22 protein-coding genes are annotated in these 21743 nt (G+C 71.7%); 16 read left to right on the plus strand and 6 right to left on the minus strand.

What is annotated here, in order from left to right; translation table 11 throughout:
• Positions 1-56: 56 nt before the first annotated feature.
• From O7627_RS24900 to O7627_RS24915, 4 genes are read left to right on the plus strand one after another with little or no spacing between them, the layout of a single operon-like run.
• Positions 57-992: a DUF6282 family protein gene (locus O7627_RS24900; protein ID WP_278095897.1), complete on the plus strand. Its 936-nt coding sequence runs from the start codon at positions 57-59 to the stop codon at positions 990-992.
• Positions 989-1558, plus strand: a complete 570-nt coding sequence (locus tag O7627_RS24905; RefSeq protein ID WP_278095898.1) for a carboxymuconolactone decarboxylase family protein — start codon at positions 989-991, stop codon at positions 1556-1558. Before O7627_RS24900 ends, O7627_RS24905 begins: the two co-directional genes overlap by 4 nt.
• Positions 1555-2406: an N-acyl homoserine lactonase family protein gene (locus tag O7627_RS24910; RefSeq protein ID WP_278095899.1), complete on the plus strand. Its 852-nt coding sequence runs from the start codon at positions 1555-1557 to the stop codon at positions 2404-2406. The genes O7627_RS24905 and O7627_RS24910 overlap by 4 nt, the downstream gene beginning before the upstream one ends.
• A gap of 41 nt (positions 2407-2447) precedes the next feature.
• Positions 2448-3713 carry a family 1 glycosylhydrolase gene (locus O7627_RS24915; RefSeq protein WP_278095900.1) on the plus strand — a complete coding sequence of 422 codons (1266 nt, stop codon included), beginning with the start codon at positions 2448-2450 and terminating at the stop codon, positions 3711-3713.
• Here O7627_RS24915 and O7627_RS24920 read toward each other — a convergent pair.
• From O7627_RS24920 to O7627_RS24930, 3 genes are read right to left on the minus strand one after another with little or no spacing between them, the layout of a single operon-like run.
• Positions 3682-5175, minus strand: coding sequence for an NAD(P)/FAD-dependent oxidoreductase (locus O7627_RS24920; protein ID WP_278095901.1), 1494 nt, complete (start codon positions 5173-5175; stop codon positions 3682-3684). The genes O7627_RS24915 and O7627_RS24920 overlap by 32 nt on opposite strands.
• A complete protein-coding gene (locus O7627_RS24925; protein WP_278095902.1) occupies positions 5172-6083 on the minus strand; it encodes a hypothetical protein in 912 nt (303 codons plus the stop codon). Before O7627_RS24925 ends, O7627_RS24920 begins: the two co-directional genes overlap by 4 nt.
• Positions 6084-6117: 34 nt before the next feature.
• Positions 6118-6888, minus strand: a complete 771-nt coding sequence (locus tag O7627_RS24930) for an aldolase/citrate lyase family protein (protein ID WP_278095903.1) — start codon at positions 6886-6888, stop codon at positions 6118-6120.
• A 158-nt stretch (positions 6889-7046) separates the two neighbouring features.
• Between O7627_RS24930 and O7627_RS24935 the strand changes: the two genes are divergently transcribed.
• The 3 genes from O7627_RS24935 to O7627_RS24945 all read left to right on the plus strand — a co-directional run bounded on the left by O7627_RS24935 (position 7047) and on the right by O7627_RS24945 (position 9951).
• Positions 7047-7724 carry a GntR family transcriptional regulator gene (locus O7627_RS24935; RefSeq protein ID WP_278095904.1) on the plus strand — a complete coding sequence of 226 codons (678 nt, stop codon included), beginning with the start codon at positions 7047-7049 and terminating at the stop codon, positions 7722-7724.
• A gap of 104 nt (positions 7725-7828) precedes the next feature.
• Positions 7829-8269, plus strand: coding sequence for a carboxymuconolactone decarboxylase family protein (locus tag O7627_RS24940; protein WP_278095905.1), 441 nt, complete (start codon positions 7829-7831; stop codon positions 8267-8269).
• On the plus strand, positions 8266-9951 hold the full coding sequence (locus O7627_RS24945; RefSeq protein ID WP_278095906.1) for a thiamine pyrophosphate-binding protein: 1686 nt from the start codon (positions 8266-8268) through the stop codon (positions 9949-9951). The genes O7627_RS24940 and O7627_RS24945 overlap by 4 nt, the downstream gene beginning before the upstream one ends.
• A gap of 84 nt (positions 9952-10035) precedes the next feature.
• On the opposite strand, the gene O7627_RS24950 is transcribed toward O7627_RS24945, so the two are convergent.
• Positions 10036-10869, minus strand: a complete 834-nt coding sequence (locus tag O7627_RS24950; RefSeq protein ID WP_278095907.1) for a glucose 1-dehydrogenase — start codon at positions 10867-10869, stop codon at positions 10036-10038.
• A gap of 214 nt (positions 10870-11083) precedes the next feature.
• Between O7627_RS24950 and O7627_RS24955 the strand changes: the two genes are divergently transcribed.
• The 9 genes from O7627_RS24955 (at position 11084) to O7627_RS24995 (ending at position 19762) form a co-directional block, all read left to right on the plus strand.
• On the plus strand, positions 11084-11869 hold the full coding sequence (locus O7627_RS24955; RefSeq protein ID WP_278095908.1) for an IclR family transcriptional regulator: 786 nt from the start codon (positions 11084-11086) through the stop codon (positions 11867-11869).
• A gap of 159 nt (positions 11870-12028) precedes the next feature.
• Positions 12029-13033 (plus strand): extracellular solute-binding protein, encoded by a 1005-nt coding sequence (locus O7627_RS24960; protein ID WP_278095909.1) that lies wholly within the window; start codon positions 12029-12031, stop codon positions 13031-13033.
• 5 nt (positions 13034-13038) lie between these two features.
• Positions 13039-14757 (plus strand): ABC transporter permease subunit, encoded by a 1719-nt coding sequence (locus tag O7627_RS24965; protein WP_278095910.1) that lies wholly within the window; start codon positions 13039-13041, stop codon positions 14755-14757.
• Entirely contained in the window at positions 14754-15881 is a 1128-nt protein-coding gene (locus O7627_RS24970) for an ABC transporter ATP-binding protein (protein ID WP_278095911.1), read from the plus strand. Before O7627_RS24965 ends, O7627_RS24970 begins: the two co-directional genes overlap by 4 nt.
• A 49-nt stretch (positions 15882-15930) precedes the next feature.
• Positions 15931-16872, plus strand: coding sequence for a DUF6282 family protein (locus O7627_RS24975; protein WP_278095912.1), 942 nt, complete (start codon positions 15931-15933; stop codon positions 16870-16872).
• Positions 16869-17699, plus strand: coding sequence for an N-acyl homoserine lactonase family protein (locus tag O7627_RS24980; protein WP_278095913.1), 831 nt, complete (start codon positions 16869-16871; stop codon positions 17697-17699). Before O7627_RS24975 ends, O7627_RS24980 begins: the two co-directional genes overlap by 4 nt.
• Positions 17696-18613 (plus strand): NAD(P)-dependent oxidoreductase, encoded by a 918-nt coding sequence (locus tag O7627_RS24985; protein ID WP_278095914.1) that lies wholly within the window; start codon positions 17696-17698, stop codon positions 18611-18613. The genes O7627_RS24980 and O7627_RS24985 overlap by 4 nt, the downstream gene beginning before the upstream one ends.
• On the plus strand, positions 18610-18978 hold the full coding sequence (locus O7627_RS24990) for a cupin domain-containing protein (protein ID WP_278095915.1): 369 nt from the start codon (positions 18610-18612) through the stop codon (positions 18976-18978). The genes O7627_RS24985 and O7627_RS24990 overlap by 4 nt, the downstream gene beginning before the upstream one ends.
• Entirely contained in the window at positions 18971-19762 is a 792-nt protein-coding gene (locus tag O7627_RS24995; protein ID WP_278095916.1) for a carboxymuconolactone decarboxylase family protein, read from the plus strand. Before O7627_RS24990 ends, O7627_RS24995 begins: the two co-directional genes overlap by 8 nt.
• Here O7627_RS24995 and O7627_RS25000 read toward each other — a convergent pair.
• Both O7627_RS25000 and O7627_RS25005 read right to left on the minus strand, forming a co-directional pair.
• The gene (locus O7627_RS25000) at positions 19747-20478 is read right to left on the minus strand and encodes an SDR family oxidoreductase (protein WP_278095917.1); all 732 of its coding nucleotides are present in this window, start codon (positions 20476-20478) and stop codon (positions 19747-19749) included. The genes O7627_RS24995 and O7627_RS25000 overlap by 16 nt on opposite strands.
• 183 nt (positions 20479-20661) lie before the next feature.
• Positions 20662-21537: a hypothetical protein gene (locus O7627_RS25005; protein WP_278095918.1), complete on the minus strand. Its 876-nt coding sequence runs from the start codon at positions 21535-21537 to the stop codon at positions 20662-20664.
• Positions 21538-21743 lie beyond the last annotated feature (206 nt).

The raw sequence follows: 21743 nt of genomic DNA on the forward strand, positions 1-21743 counted from the left end.
GCCAGATATCCGGGGCCGGCGTTGAGTCTAGTGTCGTACGGTCATACAATTCAACGGTGCCCGACCAGCAACCTGACCTGTTCGTGGCCGCCCAGCCGGACGACTTCGGTCGCCTCCTGCGCGGCGCCGTCGACCTGCACGTACATGGCCAACCCGACCTCTCCACCGGGCTGCCGAACCGGGGCGCGGACGCCGCCGTGGCCCGGCTGGCGCACGCGTACGGGATGTCCGGCTGGGTCCTCAAGTCGCACCTCTGGGCCACCATGGACCGCGCCCGCGACGTGCGCCGGGCGCTCGCCGACACCACCTTCCAGGTGTACGGCAGCATCACCCTCAATCCCCCGGTCGGCGGCCTGGAGCCGAGCGTGGTCGAGCTGGCGGCCGCCCACGGCGCCCGGGTGGTGTTCCTGCCGACCTGGGGCGCCGCCGCCGACGTGGCCCGCGGCGGATACATCTCGACACTGCTGGGCCGGGTCGCGCCCGCCTTCGACGAGTACGCCACCCGGTCGGCCATCTCGCTCTGCGACCCGAACGGAGCGCTCTCCGGACAGACCCGGGCGGTCATCGACGCCTGCCGGGCGCTCGGGCTCGCGCTGGCCACCGGCCACGCCTCGCCCGCCGAGAGCCGGGCCGTCGCCGCGTACTGCGCCGAGGTCGGCCAACGGCTGCTGATCACGCACCCACTGCACTACACGGCGGACCCGGCGCAACTGCGCGAATTCGTCGGCATGGGCGCGTACCTTGAGTTCTGCAACGCCCCGCTGGTGCACCCGGACGGGCACCTGCGCATCCGGGACGTGCACGAGGCGCTGGCCGCCGTCGGGCCGCAGCGGGTCGTCCTCACCACGGACGTCTTCTCCCGCTGGGTGCCGCCCGAACCGGAGTGCCTGCGGATGTTCGTCGAGCAGCTCGCCTACCTCGGCTGGACGGCCGAGCAGATCACCACGATGGTTTCCACAAATCCCCGCGCCTTCCTGGGAGAACCGGCATGAGAGTCGAGCACGTCGATCCGACGCGGATGTCCGCGGGCCAGCGGGCCGTCTACGACCGGTACGCCAGCGGACCCCGGGCCACCCCCGACAACCCGTACGTGCTCGTCGACGCCGACGGACGGCTCCAGGGACCGCCGGCGATCTGGGTGCTCAGCGCCCAGTTCGGCCAGGCGCTGCAGCAGATCGGCACCGCTGTCCGGTTCGGCTCGCAGCTACCCACCCGGGCCTGCGAGATCGCCATCCTGCTGGTCGGCCACCACCACGACAGCCCCTTCGAGCTGTACGCACACCAACGCGCCGGGTTGGCCGCCGGCCTCACCGAGGCGGACCTGGCGGCGCTGGCCGCCGGCGCGGAGCCGGCGAACCTGTCGGAGCTGGAGTCGTGCGTCTGGCGGACCACCCGGGCGGTGCTGGACCGGGGCACCCTGGACGAGGCCGAGTTCCACGCCGCCGCCGCCGTGCTCACCGAGGTCGGGCTCTTCGAGCTGGTCACCATCATCGGCTACTACACGATGGTGGCCTGGCAGCTCGCCGTCTTCGACGTGCAGCCGCCGGCCGCGTCGTGAACTGGTCGATCTGGATCATCGAGTACGGCTACGTCGACCGCTTCCCGGCCAGCAACCTCTTCGCCGCCCAGCCCAACGAGGGACACCGGCGGATGCCGTACTGCTTCGGGCTGGTCCGGTCGGCGGACCGCTGCGTGCTCGTCGACACCGGCTTCGCCGACCCGGTGATCCACGAGCGGTTGACCGCCAAGTACGGCGACACCCGCTGGTGCGATCCGGTCGACGCCCTTGCCCGGGTCGGCGTCGCCGCCGAGCGGGTCGACACCGTCCTGCTGACCCACAACCACTTCGACCACGCCGGCCGCCTCGACGGCTTCCCCGCCGCGCACGTCTGGATCCAGCGGCGGGAGATCGACGGCTACCTGGCCGCCGCCGCCCGGCCGGCCCGGTTCGAGTTCCTGACCCGGTCCTGCCAGGCCGACCTGCCGCAGCGGTTGGCGGCCCGGCCCGCCACCCTGGTCGACGGGGCCGCCGAGGTGGCGCCGGGCCTGCACCTGCGCCCGGCGTACGACACCCACACGGCCGGGTCGCAGCTCGTCACCGTCACCAACTCGGCGGACGGGACCTGGGTCTTCGCCGGGGACAACGTCTACAGCTACGAGAACGTCGAGGGCATCCGGGGCGACGGGGTGTTCGCGCCGATCGCGATGACCACCGGCAACGCGGCCAGCTGGCTCGACCTGGCCGACGCCATGCTGACCGACGTCGGCGGGCAGAGCCGCCGGATCTTGCCGTTCCACGAGGCGGCGGTCTGGGACCGGTTCCCCTCGGCCACGTTCGACGACGGTCTACACGTGGCCGAGGTCTCGCTGGCCGGCGGCCACCCGAGCGCGCTGCCGGCGCCGTAGCCGGGCGCCCCGCCCGGCTGGTTCGCAACTAGGCTGGCCGGATGCGGCGCTTCCCCGACGGCTTTCTCTTCGGTGTCGCCACCTCCGGCCACCAGACCGAGGGCGGCAACACCAGCAGCGACACCTGGTTTCTGGAGAACGTGACGCCGACCGTCTTCACCGAACGCTCCGGCCGGGCCTGTGACAGCTGGGAACGGTGGCGGGAGGACCTCGACCTGGTCCAGGCCATGGGGCTGGACGCCTTCCGGTTCTCCCTGGAGTGGGCCCGGATCGAGCCGCGGGAGGGTGAGTTCTCCGCCGAGGCGTTGACGCACTACGCGGCCGTCGTCGACGACTGCCTGCGGCGCGGGCTGGCGCCGGTGGTGACCTTGAACCACCTGACCAGTCCACACTGGTTCGCCAAGCGGGCCGGCTGGCTGAACCCCGCCGCGCCGGGGCTGTTCGCCCGGTACTGCGACCGGGTGATGGAACACTTCGGTGACCGGATCGCCGCCGCCGTCACCCTCAACGAGCCGAACCTGCCGCAGCTGCTGGCCTGGGCGGGGCCGCCGGCAGCCGTACTGCAATTGGAGCGGGCCACGCTGCAGGCGGCGGCCGTAGCCTGCAGCGTGCCCCGCTACCGGGTCAGCAACATCATGCTGCCCGAGGAGTTCGACGCGATGCGCGACGGCATGACGGCGGGCCACCTCGCCGCCCGGGAGGCGATCAAGGCCAGGCGGTCCGACCTTCCCGTGGGCCTGTCAATCGCGATCGTGGACGACCGGGTGGCCGGCGACGACCCGGCCCTGCGCGACCGCAAGCGCGCCGAACTGTACGACCACTGGCTGCGGGTCGCCCGCGACGACGACTTCATCGGCATCCAGAACTACGAGAGCGCGGTGTACGACGGCGACGGTCTGCTGCCGCCGCCGCCGGAGGCCACCCTCCACCAGTTGGGCTCGGCGATCGACCCGGCGGCGCTCGGCGGCGCCGTGCGGTACGCACACCAGGTCAGCCGCGTGCCGGTCTTCGTGACCGAGCACGGCATCGGCACCGACGACGACACCCTGCGGGCCGGTTTCATCGAGCCGTCGCTGGCCGGCCTGCTCGACGCGATCGAGGACGGCGTACCGGTGCTCGGCTACTGCCACTGGACCCTGCTGGACAACTTCGAGTGGACTGCAGGCTACACCTTCCACTTCGGTCTGCACACGGTCGACAGAGCCACCTTCGCCCGTACGCCGAAGCCGAGCGCAGCCAGCTACGCCGCCATCGCGACCAGCCGGACCGTGCCGGTCAGCGCGAGGTCCGCAGCCCGAACCGGGTGAGCAGGCGGGTAGCGAGGGCGTAGGCGAGGTGCCCGGCCGGCCACTGGGTCACGTTGTGGCCCGCCGGGTCGTGGTAGTAGTTGTGGCAGCCGGCGTTCATGGCCGACGCGTGGGTCACCATCCGCCGGTCGATCCAGGCCAGGAAGCGCCGGGTCGCGGCCGGCGAGGTGTCGACCAACCGCCTCCGGGTGCGCTCCAGCCGCCGCACGGACCGCACGACGACCTCGGCCTGGCGTTCGAGTTGGGCGATCACCGACACGCCGCCGTTGGTGTTCGGTCCGTACAGCATGAAGAAGTTGGGGAAGCCGGGCACCGTGATGCCCAGGAAGGCGCTGGCCCGCTCCCGCCAGACGTCGTGGATGCTGCGTCCGTCGCGACCCTTGACGTCCAGGCTGGAGAGGAACTTCGTCGGCTGGAACCCGGTGCTGAGGATCAGCACGTCGATGTCGCGCCGGGTGCCGGTCGCGTCGATCACCCCGGTCGGGGTCACCTGCCGCACCGCGTGCGGGACCAGCTCCACGTCGTGCCGGTTCAGGGTCGGGTAGAAGGTGGAGGAGAGCACCGGCCGCTTGCAGCCCCACGGGTAGTGCGGGGTGACCGCCGCCCGGGTGGCCGGATCGTCGATGGTGGCGGCGATGAACCGTTCACACACCTCGCGCATCCGGCGCTGGCGGCGCGACCCGACGTCGTAGCCCTTGAACCGGCGGTTGCCCTGGTGGAAGATCCGGGCCCGGTTCAGCCGCTGGGCGAACGGCACCCGGCGGTACCACGACCGTTCGCGCGCGGTGAACTCCCGCTCGTTCTTCGGTTCGATCCAGCCCGGCTCGCGCTGGAAGACGTAGACCTGGCGCGCGGCCGGGGCGATCGCCGGCACGATCTGCACCGCGGTCGACCCGGTGCCGACCACCGCCACCGTCTTGCCGGTCAGGTCGTGCTCCTCCCACCGTGAGGTGTGGAAGCAGGGGCCGACGAAGGTGTCCAGGCCCGGCCACTCGGGGTAGCGGGGCACGTTGAGCAGGCCCAGCGCGGAGATGACCACGTCGAACTCCTCGCTGTCGCCGCGCTCGGTGGACAACCGGTAGGTGCTCGTCGACTCCTCCCAGGCCAGCTCGGTGACCCGGGTGTTCAGCCGCAGCAGCGGGCGGAGCCCGAACCGGTCCACCACATGCTCGGCGTAGGCGAGCAGCTCCGGCTGGGTGGCATGGGTACGCGGCCAGTCGTACTTCAGGAAGGAGAACGAGTACGCGTGCGAGTGCACGTCCACCTCGCACCCCGGGTACCGGTTGTCGTACCAGGTGCCGCCGACGCCGGCGGACTGCTCGAAGATCACGACCTGGGCCGAGGTGCTCCGACGCAGCTTGACGGCGGCCGCGATGCCACCGAGACCGGCGCCGATGATGGCCACCCGGATCGGCTCGCGCCCGTTCTTCGCCGGGGTCGCATCCGGCGCGGTTGCCGTCATCGCGGTTCCGGCGCCGGGTAGTCGTCGGCGTTGAACACCCAGCCGTCCATTGCGGAGAAATCGAACCGTGGCGGGCAGAACACGTCGATCAGGTGGTTCGTCACCGGGTCGACGGCCTCGCTGGTGTGCAGCGAGGGCGGCGGGATGACGGTGACCGCCGGGGCGAGCACCCGCTGGTGCTCGTCGGGGCGCCAGTTCGCCTTGTTCGTCGTCCACGGCCAGCGGATGTGGTGGACGTACTCCCCGGCCAGCACGATCGAGCACTGCTCGAAGTCGTCGTGCTTGTGCGGCGACATCTTCGACGGGTCGCGCGGTCCCTGCTTCGGGTCGATGAAGTTGACCATGAAGGTGGTGCACCGGTAGAGCCGGAACGGCGGGTTCGCCAAAGGGGTGACGGTCAGGTCGTAGCTGCGGATCCGGTAGCCCGCCGGCGGCTCGGGCCAGGGCTGGAAGGGCGCGATGTTCTCGTGCCGCTCGGCGTAGGAGTCCGCGTTCGCGGCGAGGTCGGCGAGGTCGGTGGAGCGGCTGGTCACCAGCCGCAGCACCCGACCCTGCCCGGTGACGGTGACGGTGCTGTCGCCGGGGGGCAGGACGAGCATGGTGCGGCCGGCCGCGTCGACCTGGTCGTCGCCGGCCCGGGCCTGCGCCGTCAGCGAGTCGTCGGCCAGCAGTACGACGTACTCGTCCGGCTGGTCGGTGCGGCTGAAGGTGGTCGTGCCGTCGAGTTCGGAGTAGCCGACGACGAAGTTCTGGCCGCGGGCGTACCAGGTCGAGACGGTGTCGCCCTTCTCCACCGGCGGCAGGTCGCGGAACTGGACGTGTTCGGCGCCGGAGAACCGTTCGGGGGTCGGCGCGGTCGCGGTGCTGGACGGCAGGGTGGAGCGCAGGTCGTTGGATTCGTACGCCACGGGTGCTCCTCAGACTCTGGATTCGGGTGGTGTCTCAGGCGGGTCGGTTGTGCAGCGCGCCGACGACCGAGGTCGCGGCCGAGCGCAGCAGGCTGGTGTCGTTGCTGACCATCACGTACCGGTAGCCCTGGTCGGCGGCCTGTCGCGCCTGTTCGGCGGTGGCCACCGCGGTGCCGGCCGGGATGCCGCGCGCGTTCGCGGCGGTCAGGAACCGGTCGGCCAGTTGCTGGATCTCCGGGTCGGACTGCGGCCGGCGGGACGAGAGCTGCAGGTCGCCCATGCCGAGGAACACCCCGTTGAGGCCTGGCACGTCGAGGATCTCGTCGACGGCCTCGACCGCCGCGCGCTCCTCCAACTGCACGGCGCGCAGCACCTCCTCGTCCCCGAAGCGCAGGTACTCGTCCCGGGGGGTGCCGCCCCACCGGCCGGCCCGCGAGGTGGTGCCGAGGCCCCGGTCGCCGCGGGGCGAGAAGATCATCTGCCGGATCGTCGCGGTCGCCTCGGCGACTGAGGTGACCCGGGGCACCAGGATCCCGTCCACCCCGGCGTCGAGCAGTCGTTGCAGGTGGCTGCCGCTGCGGTCCGGGACGCGGACCAGGACCGACAGCCCGACGCCCTGCGCCGCCACCGTCGCCTGGTACGCGAACTCGAAGGTCAGCGGCGCGTGCTCCTGGTCGATGACGATGAAGTCGAACCCGGCGTCGGCCAGGATCTCGATCGGCTCCAGGGCCGGTATCTTCACCCAGGTGCCGGCCAGGCACCGGTCGGCCGAGGCCAGCCTGCGAGCGAATCCCAACCGCGCCATGACGCTCCTCACCAGGGGTACGGGGCCAAAAAATTGTAGCATCGTCATACGATCTGAAACAACGGGACCGGCGCCGACGCACCTGCGCCACCTCCCGCCGAGCGGCATGGACTGGGTACGATGTGCCCCACGGGTTGGGGCATGAGAGGGAGGCTGCGGTGACACAGACGAATGTGTTGCGCGTGGAGCGGAACCCTGCCCTCATCCGCTCGCAGGTCCTGGAGAACCTGCGCCAGGCGATCCTCGACCGCCGACTCGCGCCGGGGCAGCGCCTGATCGAGCGGGAGCTGGTGGAGTTGACCGGCGTCTCCCGCACCAGCGTCCGGGAGGCGCTGCGGGAACTCGCCGCCGAAGGGCTGGTCACCGCGATCCCCAACAAGGGCATGGTGGTCACCAGCGTCAGCCCCGAGGAGGCCCGCCAGCTCTACCAGGTGCGCTCCGCGCTGGAGGCGCTGGCCGGTCGGCTCTTCGTCGCGCACGCCACCGCCGCCCAGCGCCGGGCGCTGGTCCGCGCCCTGGAGCGGGTGGAGCGGCAGGCCGCCAAGGGCGGGCCGATCCTGGCCGCGAAGGACGACTTCTACGACGTGCTCTTCGAGGGCGGCGGCAACGAGGCGCTGCGCGCGGTGGTCGGTGGCCTGCACGCCCGGGTGAGCATGCTGCGGTCGCTGTCGACCTCGGTCCCCGGCCGGCTGGAGCACAGCGTCAAGGAGCTGCGCGCGATCGTCGACGCCGTCCAGGCCTCCGACGCCGAGGCCGCCGCGGCGGCCTGCGCCCGGCACGTCGAGGAGGCGGGCCGGGTCGCGCTGCTCGCGCTCGCCGAACAGAACGCCGGGTAGCACCCCGCCGCAGCACAGCACCCACTCGCGCTCTTCTCGCCGCTTCCCAAGATTGTATGATGGTCGTACGCTTTGCCCCTGCCTATCGACCACAGGAGCGGTCCATGAGTGATGACGACAGCCGGCTCGAACGCGGCAACCGGGTCCGACGCGAGGTGCTCGGCGACGCGCACGTGGACCGGTCGATGCTGGCGGCCACCGACTTCACCCGGGTGGTGCAGGAGTACGTGACGGCGAGCTGCTGGGGTGACGTCTGGTCCCGCCCCGGGCTCGACCGGCGCACCCGCAGCCTGCTGAACCTGGCGATGCTTACCGCGCTGAACCGGCCGCACGAGTTCACGGTGCACATCCGGGGCGCGCTGCGCAACGGCTGCACCGAGGCGGAGATCCAGGAGGCGCTGCTGCAGACCGCCGCGTACTGCGGCGCACCGGCCGCCCTGGAGTCGTTCCGACTCGCCGAACGGACCATCGAAGAGGTACGCCAGGAGGCCGCGGCCGCCGGCTCCTCGACCGGGAACGCCGCGGTCGGGGTCGTCGCCGGGTGACCCGGCGCATTGGCGCCCGGGTCGTCGCGGACCTGCTCGACGGCTACGGCGTCACCCACCTGTTCCTGGTCCCGGCGATCCTGCGGCGCACCCTGGCCGAGCTGGAACGGCACCACCCGCACATCACCACGGTGGTCACCCACGGCGAGAAGTCCGCCGCCTACATGGCGGACGGGTACGCCCGGGTCTCCGGCCGACCCGGCGTCACGGCGGCCCAGGTGGTCGGGGCGCTGAACCTCGCCGCCGGCCTGCGCGAACCGTTCCTGGCCGGCTCCCCGGTGCTCGCCCTGACCGGCGGCCGCTCACCGGCCACCAAGTTCCGGCAGGTCTACCAGGAGGTCGACGACCTGCCCGCGTTCGACCCGGTGACCAAGTTCAACGCGACGATCGACGACGCCGACCGGTTCCCGGACATGCTCCGGCATGCCTTCCGGGTCGCCACCACCGGCGCCCCCGGCCCGGTGCACCTGCAGATCCAGGGCAACGAGGGGCAGCTCGACACGGAACCCACCGACGTCGAGCCGGTGGTGGAGCCGGGCTTCGCCCGGGTGCCCGCCGTCCGCCCCACCCCGGACGACGAGTCCGTGACGGCGGTGCTGCGGCTGCTGGCCGAGGCCGTGCGACCGGTGATCGTGGCCGGCGGCGGGGTCCGGCACTCCGGCGCCGGCGCCGAACTGGTGGCGCTCGCCGAGTCGCTGGGCATCCCGGTGGCCACCTCGGCGAACGGCAAGGACACCATCCCGGGCACCCACCCGAGGTCGGTCGGGGTGGTCGGCACCTACTCCCGGGAGTGCGCGAACCAGGTGGTCGCCCGGGCCGATCTGGTCTGTTTCATCGGCACCGGGACCGGCGGCATGACCACCCACTTCTGGGCCGTGCCGCCGGCCGGCACCCCGGCCGTCCAGATCGACATCGAGGCGACGCAGCTCGGCCGCAACTATCCGCTGCGGGCGTCGGTGGTCGCCGACGCGAAGGCGGCTCTCACCAGGATGCTCGCCCTGGCCAGCCGGCACCGGCAGCCGGACCGGACGGCCTGGCTGGCCGAGGTCGAGGCGCTGCGGGCGGCCTGGCGGGCGCGCTACCGTGCGGTGCTGACCAGCGACGCGGTGCCGATCCGGCCGGAACGCATCGCCGGTGAGCTGACCGCCGGCCTGCCCGACGACGCCGTCCTGCTGGTCGACACCGGGCACGCCGGAATGTGGCTGGCCCAGTTCCACGACGTGACCGCCGCCGGGCAGAGCTACCTGCGCAGCGCCGGCCACCTGGGCTGGGCGTTCTCGGCGGGGATCGGCGCCAAGTGCGCCGCGCCGGAGCGGCCGGTGGTGGTCTTCACCGGCGACGCCGGCCTCTACTACCACCTCGGCGAGATCGAGACCGCCGCCCGACGCGGGGTCAACCTGGTCACCGTGGTCAACAACAACCACGGCGGCAACCAGAGCCGGCGGGGCTTCGACCGGGCGTACGGCGGCCAGGGCACCGAACGCTCCCGGGAGCTGTGGACCTACCGCGAGGTGGACTTCGCGCGGATCGCGGAGGAGATGGGTGCGCTGGGCATCCGGGTGGACCGGCCCGGCGACCTGCCGACGGCGCTGGACCGCGCCCTGCACGCCGGCCGGCCGGTGGTGGTCGACGTGCACACCGACATCGAGGCCGCCGCACCACAGCCGGTCACCGGGCCGTAGCCCGCACCGGTCGCCGGGCAGGAGGGCGGTGGGCGGTCGCGGGCGGGCGGCGGGAGCGCGGTCGCCAGGCGGGTGGGCGCCGGGTCAGCCGGAGCCGTACAGCGCGCGGTCGTAGCCGGCGAAGTCCCAGGCGCCGGCGCCGCCCGACGGCCGCACCGTGCTGACGATGCTGGCGCCGCCGTCGACCGAGACCACCTCGCCGGTGAGGTAGGTGGCGTCGTCGCTGAGCAGGAAGGCCACCGCGCCGGCGATCTCGTCGCCGGTGCCGGCCCGGCGCAGCGGTGTGCTGCTGGCCCGCCGGGCCATGTCGTCCCGCCCGCCGGCAACCTGCGGGGTCGCGGCGAACAGGTCGGTGGGGACGATGCCCGGGGCCACCGCGTTCACCCGGACGCCAAGGGGGCCGCCGTACATCGCGGCGCCGCGCAGCAACCCGAGCACCGCGTGCTTGGAGGTCTGGTAGGCGAGCAGATCGGCGCTGCCGCGCAGGCTGCCGATCGAGGCGGTGATGACGATGCTGCCGACCCCGCCCTGCGCGGCGTACTGGCGGAAGGCCGCCCGTACGCCGAGGAAGACGCCGCGGACGTTGACCGCCATGACCCGGTCGAAGTCGGCCACCGTCAGCTCGGGCAGGGGGGCCAGCGACCCGGGGATGCCCGCGTTGAGGTGGTGCAGGTCGACCCGGCCGAACCGCTCGACCGCGGCCGCCAGGTAGCCCGCCACGTCCTGCTCGGCCGAGACGTCGGCGCGAACCCCGATCGCCTCGGTGGGCAGCGACTCGGCGACCGCGCGCGCCCCGGCCTCGTCGAGGTCCACCGCCACGACGCGGGCGCCCTCCTCGGCGAGGCGACGGGCGGTGGCCGCGCCGATGCCGCCGGACGCGCCGGTCACCACGGCCACCTTGCCGGCGAGTCCGCGCATGTCCACCTCCACATTCGCATGATCAGCACTAGCCAAGATTGTAGGCCAATCATACAATGATGTCACCCGCGAGAATTAACCTTCAAGAAGTCGAACCGAAACCTCGCTAGCCCTTGACACGGCGTGGGAGGGGTCACCTAGATTCCACGGGTACCGGATACACGGACGGTCACCCCGCAATGCGGGACGCAGCCGGAGGCGAGGGAGGTGCGCGATGTCCAGCAACACCGCTCGGGGTCCGCGCGCCGACCAGCTGGAGATCGCCAGTGGCGACCTCCAGGTGGTGGCCCGGGTCGTCCAGCTGCTCCGCCTGCTCGCGGGCAACTCCAGCATCGACCTGGTGTCGGCGGCCGAGGAGCTCGGCGTCGGCAAGTCCACCGCGCACCGGTACCTCGCCTCGATGGAGAACCACGGTCTCCTGCAACGCCGGGACCGCAACCGGTACGAGTTCGGCGTGCTCCTGGCCGAGCTGGGCACCATGGCCCTGTCCCGGTTGGGGGTCGTCGACCTGGCCGGCCCGGTGATGGAGGAGATCAGCGTTCGGGTTCGGCACACCATCGTGCTGAGCGTGTGGAACGGCATCTGCCCGGTGGTGGCACAGGTCCGCGAGGACAGCAGCCGGACGGCGCACGTCTCGATAGCGGTCGGCAGCCACCTCGGGCCGAGCGCCGCGCAGACCCTGGTCTTCTGGGCCTTCCGGGACGAGTCCTTCTACCGGTTCCGTGGCGCACCCGCCGCGGACGCGACCGAAGCCGAGTTGGCGGAGGTCCGCCGGACCGGGATCTCCATCCGCCAGAGCCCGCGCGACGGCGTCAGCGCCGTGGCCACCCCGGTCAGGGACCCGGCGGGCCGGGTGGTGGCGACCCTGGCCGCCGTCGACATCTCGCAATTCGTCCCCGAGGAAATCGACAGCCCGCTGGCCCGAGCCCTGCTCTCGGGCGCCGAGACGATCAGCCGGCGGATGGTCAGCCCACTGGACAACGGGTCGGACCACCCCTGAGCGCTCCGGCCGGCGGCCGGAGCGGACCGACGGAACGGCACCGAGAAGCGCCGTCCCATCCCCAACCGTGACGACGAGGCGACACTCTTAGATCATGAAGAAGGCGATAAAATGAGAAAACTAGGCACATTTACCGCTATCCTGACATGCGCTCTGCTCGTGTCGGCCTGCGGCGTGGGCGGCGGCGACTCCGGCGACTCCGATGCGAAGACGCTTACCTGGGCCAGCACCGGCGGCCAGTTCCAGGAGGACGAGAAGAACGCCCTCCAGGTGCCGTTCACCGAGAAGACCGGCACCGAGTTCGTCAACGTCAGCCCGGCCGAGCAGGCCCAGGTGCGCGCGATGGTGACCGCGGGCAAGACAATCTGGGACCTGGCCAACATGAGCTGGATCTACGCCGGCGCGTACTGCGGTGAGCTGTTCGAGAAGCTCGACGACCCGGCGCTGGACCGCAGCAAGTTCCCGGAGGGCACCACCGGCGAGTGCTTCGTGCCGACCTACCGGTACGCCAACATCTTCAGCTACAACGCCGACATGTACCCCGGCGACAAGCCGACCACGATCCAGGACTTCTTCGACGTCGAGAAGTTTCCCGGCAAGCGGGTGGTCTACGACTACCCGAAGGCCGGTCTCTTCGAGGCGGCGCTGGTCGCCGACGGGGTGGCACCGGAGGATGTCTACCCGCTCGACCTCGACCGGGCCTTCCGGAAGATCGACACGATCAGGAGCTCGCTGGTCTTCGCCCCCAGCTACGGCGCCATCCAGCAGATGCTCGTCGACAAGCAGGCCAGCATGGTGCTGACCGTGACCGCCCGGACCATCGTCTCGGCGCAGAGCGGCGCCAACCTCGTCCCGGTCTGGGACTTCAACACCACCGACATCGGCGCGCTGGTCATCCCCAAGGGCACCCCGAACAAGGCCCTCGCCCAGGAGATGCTCGCCTTCGTCACCGAGCCCGAGCAGTCCATCGCGTACGCCAAGCTGACCGGCACCGCTCCCTCCCGGCCGGAGGTCGACCTCGAATCGGTCGGCTACACCGACGAGCAGAAGAAGTTCAACGCCTTCCTGCCCGACCGCGGCCGCACCATCGAGCAGGACAAGCAGTGGTGGATCGAGAACACCGACGCGCTCGTCCAGCGCTGGACGAGCTGGAAGGTCGGCTGACGCAGATGTCCGCGCCGACCGCCGCGCCCGAGGCGTCCCCCACCGGACGCCTCGGGCCGGCCCGGATCGCCAGCCGGGTCCGCGCCTCCGGATGGCTGCTCCTGCTGCCGTCGCTGATCGCCCTGCTGGTCCTCTTCGTCGCCCCGCTGGCCAACGTCGTGGTGGACAGCTTCACCGAACCGACCGTCGGCCTGGACAACTACGCCTCGCTGTTCACCGACGGATACACCATCCGGGTGCTCGGCCGGACGCTGCTGGTCGCGCTCGTGGTCGCCGTCGTGGGTGCGCTGCTGGCCTTCCCGTACGCGTACGCGATGACCCTGGTCGGCCCGACCATGCGCGCCCTGCTGGTGACGATCGTGCTGGTCCCGTTCTGGACCAGCATGATGGCCCGCAACTTCGCCTGGCTGGTGCTGATGCAGGACGGCGGCCTGATCCAGCAGGCGCTGCGGCCGTTCGGGCTCGGCGACGTCACCCTGCTCGGCACCACGCTGGCGGTGGGCATCTCGATGACCCAGGTGCTGCTGCCCTTCCTGGTGCTGCCGATGTACAGCGCCATGTCGCAGATCGACGGGCGGCTGGTGGCGGCCGGGCAGAGCCTCGGGGCGCCGCGCGCCCGCGCCTTCCGCCGGATCTACCTGCCGCTGGCCACCCCGGGGGTGATCGCCGGCATGTCGCTGGTCTTCGTGCTGGCGCTGGGCTTCTACGTCACCCCGGCCCTGCTCGGCTCCAACCGCAGCGCGATGATCGCCCAGGTCATCAACGTGCGTACCAAGGAGTTGCTCGACTTCGGCGGGGCCGGCGCGATCGGCATGTTCCTGCTCGCCGTCACCCTGCTGGTGCTCGGCCTGAGTCGCCGGCTGGCCGGGCAGAACGTGGCGGTGGTCGCGGCCGGCGGCCAGCCGACCCGCACCGCCCCGTCGGGCCGGGGAGCCTCGGAGGTGCGGCCGTGGCTGAAGGTGCACACCACGATCGTCGCGATTCTGCTCGCCGGTCCCACCCTGGTGGTGATCCCGATGAGCTTCTCCTCGGGGGTGACCTTCCAGTTCCCGCCGCAGGGCTGGTCGACCCGGTGGTACGAGCGGCTGTTCACCTCGCCCGAGTGGACCGCGGCGATCCTGAACACCCTCCAGGTCGGCATCTACACCGCGCTGATCGCGACCGTGCTCGGCACCACCGCGGCGTTCGGCCTGATGCGGCTGCGGCCGCGCTGGCGCGGGCCGCTGAACGCCTTCCTGCTCTCGCCGATGATCGTCCCGCACATCCTGGTCGCCCTGGTGGTCTTCGCCGCGTTCCTGCGGCTGAGCCTCAACGGCACCCTCTTCGGCATCATCCTGGCCCACACGGCGATGGCCCTGCCGTTCGTGGTGATCGCGGTGACCGCCCGGCTGCAGGGCATGGACCACCGGCTGCCCAAGGTCGCGGCGAGCCTCGGCGCCAGCCCGCTCTCGGCGTTCCGCCGGGTCACCCTGCCGCTGGTGCTGCCCGGCGTGCTCTCCGGCGCGGTGCTGGCGTTCGTCACCTCGCTGGACGAGGTGGTCATCGCCCTGTTCCTGCAGGCCCCCGGGGCGATCACCCTGCCGGTGCAGATGTTCAACAGCATCACCATCCAGATCGACCCGACCATCTCCGCCGCGTCGAGCGTGATGGTCCTGCTGGTAAGCGTTCCCATCCTGTTCGCACAGATCGCCGGCGCCCGACGCGGGAAGAGAGGCACCCGATGAGCTCCGCCACGCACCAGCAGCCGGACCCGCCGGCACCGGCCGTCCGCACCGGCGGCGGCCGGGTCGAGCTGGTGGACCTCTGCAAGCGGTACGGCGGCAGCGGCGAACCGGCCGCCGTCGACCACATCAACCTCGACATCCAGCCGGGCGAGTTCATCACCCTGCTGGGGCCCAGCGGCTCCGGCAAGACGACCACGCTCAACATGATCGTCGGTTTCACCGAGCCCACCTCGGGCCGGATCGTCCTCAACGGCCGCGACATCTCCCGGACCCCGGCGCACAAGCGCAACTTCGGGATGGTGTTTCAGAACTACGCCCTCTTCCCCCACCTGACGGTGGCCCAGAACGTCACCTTCCCGCTGCGCGAGCGGAAGGTGCCCGCCGCCGAGGCGGCCCGCCGGGTCGGCGAGGCGCTGGAGCTGGTCGACCTGGGCGCGATGGGCAACCGGCGGCCGCACGAGCTCTCCGGCGGCCAGCAGCAACGGGTCGCGCTGGCCCGCGCGGTGGTCTTCTCCCCCAGCGTGCTGCTGCTCGACGAACCGCTGAGCGCGCTGGACCGCAAGCTGCGCCAGTCGCTGCAGCGTGAGATCAAGCGGCTGCACCAGGAGCTGGGGCTGACCTTCGTCTTCGTCACCCACGACCAGGACGAGGCGATGACCCTCTCGGACCGGATCGCGATCTTCGACGGCGGGCGGATCGTCGCGGTCGGCACCCCGGCCGAGCTCTACCACCGGCCCACCACCCAGTTCGTGGCGCGGTTCCTCGGCGAGTCGAACGTCTTCGCCGGCCGGTACCGGGCGGCGGACGTTTACGAGTGGCACGGCCACAAGTGGGCCGTGGCCGCGCCACCCGCCGCCGCCGCCGAGGAGCAGGCGCTGATCGTCCGGCCGGAACACCTGCAGGTCGCCGACGAGGAGGGTGCGGTGCCGGCCGGCAGCAACACCGCCCCGGCGACCATCACCGACGTCTCCTTCTACGGCACGTACTACCGGCTGGAGCTGGCCTTCGACGACGAGTCGACCGGCTGCGCGGTGCTGCCGGTCGGCGCCGCGGCGGCGGTCGAGCCGGGCCGCCGGGTGATCGCCCACTGGCGGCCCGAGCACCAGGTCCTGGTCACCGAGTGAACCCCGACGAGTCCGCCTTGACGAACGAACCCCTGACAAGGAAGACACCATGATCCCAGTCGACTACCCGTTCAACCCCGAGGCGGACTCCGACCGCAAGGTCGCCGACCCGGAGGCCGACGCCCTGCTGGTCGGGGCGGTGGACCTGCACCAGCACCCCGGCCCGAGCCCGTTCCCGAGGCGGATGAGCATCCTGGACGCGGCCCGGGACGCGGCCAGCGTCGGCTTCCGGGCGATCGTGGCCAAGTCCCACCACCACAGCATGGTCACCGACATCCTGGCCCTGCGCTCCGCCGGCCTGGCCGAGGTGTCGACCGAGGTGTACGGCGGGATCGCGCTGAACCGGACCGTCGGCGGCCTCAACCCGTACGCGGTCGAGCTGGCGCTGCGGATGGGCGGCCGGATGGTGTGGTTCCCGACGCTCTCCTCGGCCGCCCACGTCCGGCACCACGACGGGCACGACTCGGGCTTCCCCAGCCCGGAGGTGGACCTGCGTCCCAACGAGATCATCTCGATCCTCGACGAGCGGGGCCGGGTGCTCCCCGAGGTGCAGGACATCCTCTCGGTGATCGCGGCCGAGGACGCAGTGTTGACCTGCGGCCACCTCGGGGTCGACGAGGCCCAGCCGCTGATCGACGCCGCGCTCGCCGCCGGGGTCGGGCGAATCCTGGTGAACCACCCCTGCTTCGTGGTCGAGGCCTCGGTCGAGCAGGCGGTGGCCTGGGCCCGGCAGGGGGTCACCATCGAGCACTGCATCATCATGTACTTCGGCCGCCCGGAGCGGCGCCGGGACCTGGGCGAGCTGCTCACCTTCATCAAGGAGGTGGGGGTCGGGCAGACCGTGCTCTCCTCGGACTCCGGCCAGAAGACCAACCCGCTGCCGGTGACCCTCTACCGCCGGGCCGTGCGCGGCCTGCTGGACGCGGGCATCTCCGAGTCCGACATCCGGCAACTGGTCGGGACGAACGCCGGACAGCTGCTGCTGCCATGACCGGCGCCCGCTACCAGGTCACCATCGTCCGGTACGGCACCCGGCAGACCGTCCGCAGCGACGTCTACCTGAACTACCACCTCTACGGCGAGCCCGACGGTCCAATCCGGATGGACTACTACTTCTGGCTCATCCGCGACCGCGACCGCACCATCGTGGTGGACACCGGGTTCTCCGCGGCCGGGGGTGCCCGCCGCCGGCGGACCACCACGATCGAACCGGCGACGGCGTTCGCCGCGCTGGGGGTGGAGACCGCCGCCGGGCCGCCGGTGGTGGTCACCCACGCCCACTACGACCACATCGGCAACCTCGACCTCTTCCCGGCCTCGCCGGTGCTCATCGCGGCCGCCGAGTACGAGTTCTGGACCGGCCCCTACGCCGACCGGACCCTGCTGCACCACTCCGTCGAGGACGCGGAGATCGACCTGCTGCGGCAGGCCGACCGGGAGGGCCGGCTGCGGACCTTCGGCGACGAACTGGTCCTGGCGCCGGGGGTGCGGCTGATCCGGGTCGGCGGGCACACCCCCGGGCAGACCGTCGTCACCGTCGACACCGACGCCGGCGTGGTGCTGCTGGCCTCGGACGCCGTGCACTACTACGAGGAGTACGAACGCAGCATGCCGTTCACGCAGGTGGCCAACCTGGTCGACATGTACGCCGGCTTCGAACGCATCCGCGCCATGGTCGGCACCGGCGCGGTCGACCACCTGGTCACCGGCCACGACCCGGACACCCTGGCCCGGTTCACCCCGGTCACCGAGGGCGAACTGACCGGCCACGCCGCCACGATCGGCCACGCCGCCACGATCGGAGAGGAGCCCCGATGAGGATCGGCTTCGCCGGACTCGGCAACATGGGCGGCCGGATGGCCGCCTGCATCACCGGCGGCGGCCGGGACGTGCTCGGCTACGACGTACGCCCGGAGCATGTGACCGCGACCGGCGCGGAGCCGGCGGCGTCGGTCGGCGAGTTGACCGACGGCAGCGACCTGCTGCTGCTGTCGCTGCCGGACAGCCGGGTGGTGGAGGCGGTCGTGCTCGGCGACGACGGGGTGCTCGCGCACGCCCGACCGGGTCAGATCGTGGTCGACCTCTCCACCGCGGCTCCGGACTCGACCACCAGGCTGCATGGGCTGCTCGCCGACCGGGGTGCGGCGTACCTCGACGCGGGTGTCTCCGGCGGCGCGGCCGCGGCCGAGCAGGGGACGTTGACCCTGATGGTCGGCGGCGAGGCTGAGGTCCTCGACCGCGCCCGGCCGGTCCTGGAACTGTTCTCGGCGCACATCTTCCACTGTGGGCCGAGCGGCGCCGGGCACACGGTCAAACTGCTCAACAACTTTCTCAACGCGATCGCGTTGTCGGCCACCGCCGAGGTGATGGTCGCCGGGAAGAAGGCCGGTCTGGATCTGGCAACCCTGCTCGCGGTCCTCAACGCCAGCTCCGGGGTCAACTTCGCCACCCTGAACCGGTTCCCGAAGATCATCCACGGCGACTACCTCAAGGGTGGGCTCACCAACACCCTGATGCTCAAGGACGTGCACCTCTACGCCGAGCTGGTGGCCCGGCTCGGCGTGATCAGCCCCAACTCGGCCGGACCGCTGGCCAGCTTCGGGCTGGCCCGCGCGCTCGGCTACGCCGACGAGATCAGCAACACCGTGGTCGACGCGATCGGCGACCTCTCCGGCGGCGTCCGGCTACACACCACGGAACAGGCACCCCCGAGAGAGGAACCGACCAGATGAGGATCGTCCACGGCCGGGCCGACGGGATCGGCTCGGACCAGCGCGACACGGTCACCGGCGAGGTGTGGTTCGACCCGGTCCTGCCCGCCACCGACGGCGTCACCATCACCACGGTCTTCTTCGCCCCCGGCGCCCGCACCTACTGGCACCGGCACGAGAACGGCCAGATCCTGCAGGTGCTCGCCGGACGCGGGCTGATCTGCACCGACGGCGAGCGGCCGCGCACCATCAGCGCCGGCGACACCGTCTGGGTGCCGCCCGGCGAGCGGCACTGGCACGGCGCCGCGCCCGACTCGGTCATGACCCACACCGCGATCTCGCTCGGCGCCACCAGCTGGGCGGAGGAGGTAACCGACGATGACTGACCCGAGCGCGTTGACCGCCCGGCAGGAAGAGATCAAGCAGGAGTTCATCCGGGTACGCGGGGCGTGGAGCGACACCTGGGAGGGGGTGCTCCGGCTCGACCCGGAGTTCCTCCGGGCGTACCTCGACTTCTCCGCCGTGCCGTGGCGCAAGAACCACCTCGACGACAAGGTCAAGGAGTTCATCTACATCGCGATCGACGCCAACGCCACCCACATGTACCTGCCCGGCGTACGCCAGCACATCCGGGCCGCCCTCCAGCTGGGCGCCACCGGTCAGGAGATCATGGAGGTGCTCGAACTCTCGGCGACCCTGGGCATCCACGCGATGAACATCGGCGTGCCGATCCTGGTCGAGGTGCTGCAGGAGAAGGGTCTGCGCAGCGGCCCGGCGCCGCTGACCGAGGAGCAGGAGCAGCTCAAGGCCGAGTTCACCCGGACCCGCGGATACTGGCACGCCTTCTGGGACGAGATCCTCGAACTCGACCCGGAGATGTTCACGGCGTACACCGAGTTCTCCGCCGTGCCGTGGCGGTCGGGCACCCTCGAACCGAAGGTGAAGGAGTTCGTCTACATCGCCTTCGACACCGCCGCCACCCACCTCTACCAGCCGGGGCTCAAGCTGCACATCGAAAACGCCATCGGGTACGGGGCCACGCCGCAGGAGATCCTGGAGGTCATGGAGATCGCCTCGGTGCTCGGCATCCACGGGGTCACCGCCGCCGCCCCGATCCTGATCGAGGAGCTTGCGGCGATAGCGGAGGCGCCCGATCAGCGGGCGACGTAGCCGCCGTCCACGCTCAGGATTGTGCCGGTGATACCGGCCGATTCGGGCGCGGCCAGGAAGACGATCGCCCGGGCCACCTCGTCGGGCGTGGACATCCGCCCGATCGGGTGGTTGCCCAGGGTCACCTTCAGGCTCGCGGCGGGGTCCGGGTCGGCCGCCCGGGCCTCGGCCATGAACTCGGTGTCCACCGCCCCGGGCGCGACCGCGTTGACCCGGACGCCGCGGGCCGCGTACTCGATGGCCAGCTGCCGGGTCAGCTGCACGATCGCGCCCTTGGTCAGTGCGTAGACGCTCTGGTTGGCGATGCCGACCAGCCCGGAGATGGAGGCGGTGTTGACGACGCACCCCCGGGTTTCGGTCAGTTGTGGCAGGGCGGCGCGGGTGAGCCGGAACACCGACCGCACGTTGACGGCGAAGAGTCGGTCGAAGTCCTCGTCGGTGGTTTCCAGGGCCGGCCGGCGCAGGAATCGCGCCGCGTTGTTCACCAGCAGGTCGAGCCGGCCGAACTCGGCGACGGCACGGCCCACGACAGCGGCCGGGGTGCCGTCGTCGGTCACGTCCGCGACCACCGGCAGCAGCCAGCCCGGCTCGGCCAGCTCGGTGACCTCGGGTGCCACGTCCACCGCGACCACCCGGTAGCCGGCGTCGCGCAGTCGGGTCACCACACTGCGGCCGATCCCCCGGGCGGCGCCGGTCACCACCGCGGTCAGCTCCATGCGTCCTCCCCTCGGATGACGCCGTCGCCCGGCGCCCAACCAACACGATTGTGTGATCATCATACATCCTGCCGACGCCGGGTCCAGCCTCCGCTCGCGCCGCCCGGACGACGCCGGAGAGTAGGCGTGCCACTGGCTTCGCCGTGCGGCTGTACCGGCCGCAGGCGCACCACCTCGACCGGCTCAGCTGGAGACCGGCTCCGGCTCGGCGGACGAGGCGTCGGCCAGGTCGGTGCCGGACACGAGGCGGATGCCCGGCTCGGTGTCGAGGCGCACCTCGTACCCGGTCGGTGGGCCGGTCCGACCCCAGCGGGCACCGACGACGGTGCCGGTCCGGCGCTCGACAGCCACCCGGATACCGGGTGGGTGGCCGCCGTACGGTTCGACCAGGAGCGCGTCGAGGATGTGCCGGACGCCGTCGAGCGAGCCGCGCAGACTCGTGGATCGCAGCTCCCGGCCGAGGGTGGTCGCCGCGTCCCGGACCCGGCGGTCGGGGCTCGCCCCGCCGGCGGCGAGGGCGGCCTCCACCCGCGCCCAGAGCCGCCACCGGTCGTTGTCGAGCAGGTGCCGGGCCGCCCGGTCGATCGCCGCGCAGGCGATGTCGACGGCCGCTTCCTCGCCGAGCTCGGCCGCCCAGGCGAGTTCGTCCGCCGGGGGCAGCAGGCTCGGCGACTCGTGCGCGAGGACGGCGTACAGCATCGCGAGGGTCGTCTCGCGACCTTCACCGTGGTAGAGCGGGCCGATCCCGGCGGTGGCGCGCAGGGGCGGGAACCGCGTGGTCAGCTGGGCGGCGCGACCCAGCGGGAGATCGGCGGCCTGGCGGGTGTCGCGGACCCGGGAGTGGAACGTGCGGTGTTCGCGGGCAGCGAACATCCAGGCCCGGTGTTCGTCGTCGCCGACCGGGAAGCCGGGGCGCTGCCGGCCGGTCGGCGCGGACGTCTGCGCCCTGAGCAGGCGGGCCGCGACCGAGTACGGCACGCCGAGCTCGGCGGCCTTGGCGCGGATCGCGCGTCGGCGGGCGCGGTCGGGTACGGGTCGTCGGCTGCGGTTTCCGCTCATCGTGGTCCTCCCACGCCGATCGTAGGTCGGATCGTTGTATTCTGTGGGGGCAGCGCGCCTGCACGAGCGTAGCGAGGCCCCCCACGCGGGTCACGCGCCAACGCCAAGAGGCTCCGACTCAGCGCACTCACTCTCCTACCCGCTTCCGCGCGTACCCGCGCGTCTCTTGGGCGGAGTGCGTGGGGCTCCGCCGCGAGGACGTGAGT

Source organism: Solwaraspora sp. WMMD1047 (assembly GCF_029626155.1).
GTDB lineage: Bacteria > Actinomycetota > Actinomycetes > Mycobacteriales > Micromonosporaceae > WMMD1047.

What these genes read in the sequence shown, in the direction of transcription:
- O7627_RS24985 (WP_278095914.1), top strand. Translation starts at nt 17,696, where the DNA reads ATGAGGATCGGCTTCGCCGGACTCGGCAACATGGGCGGCCGGATGGCC.
- O7627_RS24980 (WP_278095913.1), top strand. Translation starts at nt 16,869, where the DNA reads ATGACCGGCGCCCGCTACCAGGTCACCATCGTCCGGTACGGCACCCGG.
- O7627_RS25000 (WP_278095917.1), bottom strand. Translation starts at nt 20,478, where the DNA reads ATGGAGCTGACCGCGGTGGTGACCGGCGCCGCCCGGGGGATCGGCCGC.
- O7627_RS24970 (WP_278095911.1), top strand. Translation starts at nt 14,754, where the DNA reads ATGAGCTCCGCCACGCACCAGCAGCCGGACCCGCCGGCACCGGCCGTC.
- O7627_RS24940 (WP_278095905.1), top strand. Translation starts at nt 7,829, where the DNA reads ATGAGTGATGACGACAGCCGGCTCGAACGCGGCAACCGGGTCCGACGC.
- O7627_RS24905 (WP_278095898.1), top strand. Translation starts at nt 989, where the DNA reads ATGAGAGTCGAGCACGTCGATCCGACGCGGATGTCCGCGGGCCAGCGG.
- O7627_RS24920 (WP_278095901.1), bottom strand. Translation starts at nt 5,175, where the DNA reads ATGACGGCAACCGCGCCGGATGCGACCCCGGCGAAGAACGGGCGCGAG.
- O7627_RS24915 (WP_278095900.1), top strand. Translation starts at nt 2,448, where the DNA reads ATGCGGCGCTTCCCCGACGGCTTTCTCTTCGGTGTCGCCACCTCCGGC.
- O7627_RS24975 (WP_278095912.1), top strand. Translation starts at nt 15,931, where the DNA reads ATGATCCCAGTCGACTACCCGTTCAACCCCGAGGCGGACTCCGACCGC.
- O7627_RS24930 (WP_278095903.1), bottom strand. Translation starts at nt 6,888, where the DNA reads ATGGCGCGGTTGGGATTCGCTCGCAGGCTGGCCTCGGCCGACCGGTGC.
- O7627_RS24995 (WP_278095916.1), top strand. Translation starts at nt 18,971, where the DNA reads ATGACTGACCCGAGCGCGTTGACCGCCCGGCAGGAAGAGATCAAGCAG.
- O7627_RS24955 (WP_278095908.1), top strand. Translation starts at nt 11,084, where the DNA reads ATGTCCAGCAACACCGCTCGGGGTCCGCGCGCCGACCAGCTGGAGATC.
- O7627_RS24990 (WP_278095915.1), top strand. Translation starts at nt 18,610, where the DNA reads ATGAGGATCGTCCACGGCCGGGCCGACGGGATCGGCTCGGACCAGCGC.
- O7627_RS25005 (WP_278095918.1), bottom strand. Translation starts at nt 21,537, where the DNA reads ATGAGCGGAAACCGCAGCCGACGACCCGTACCCGACCGCGCCCGCCGA.
- O7627_RS24950 (WP_278095907.1), bottom strand. Translation starts at nt 10,869, where the DNA reads ATGCGCGGACTCGCCGGCAAGGTGGCCGTGGTGACCGGCGCGTCCGGC.
- O7627_RS24965 (WP_278095910.1), top strand. Translation starts at nt 13,039, where the DNA reads ATGTCCGCGCCGACCGCCGCGCCCGAGGCGTCCCCCACCGGACGCCTC.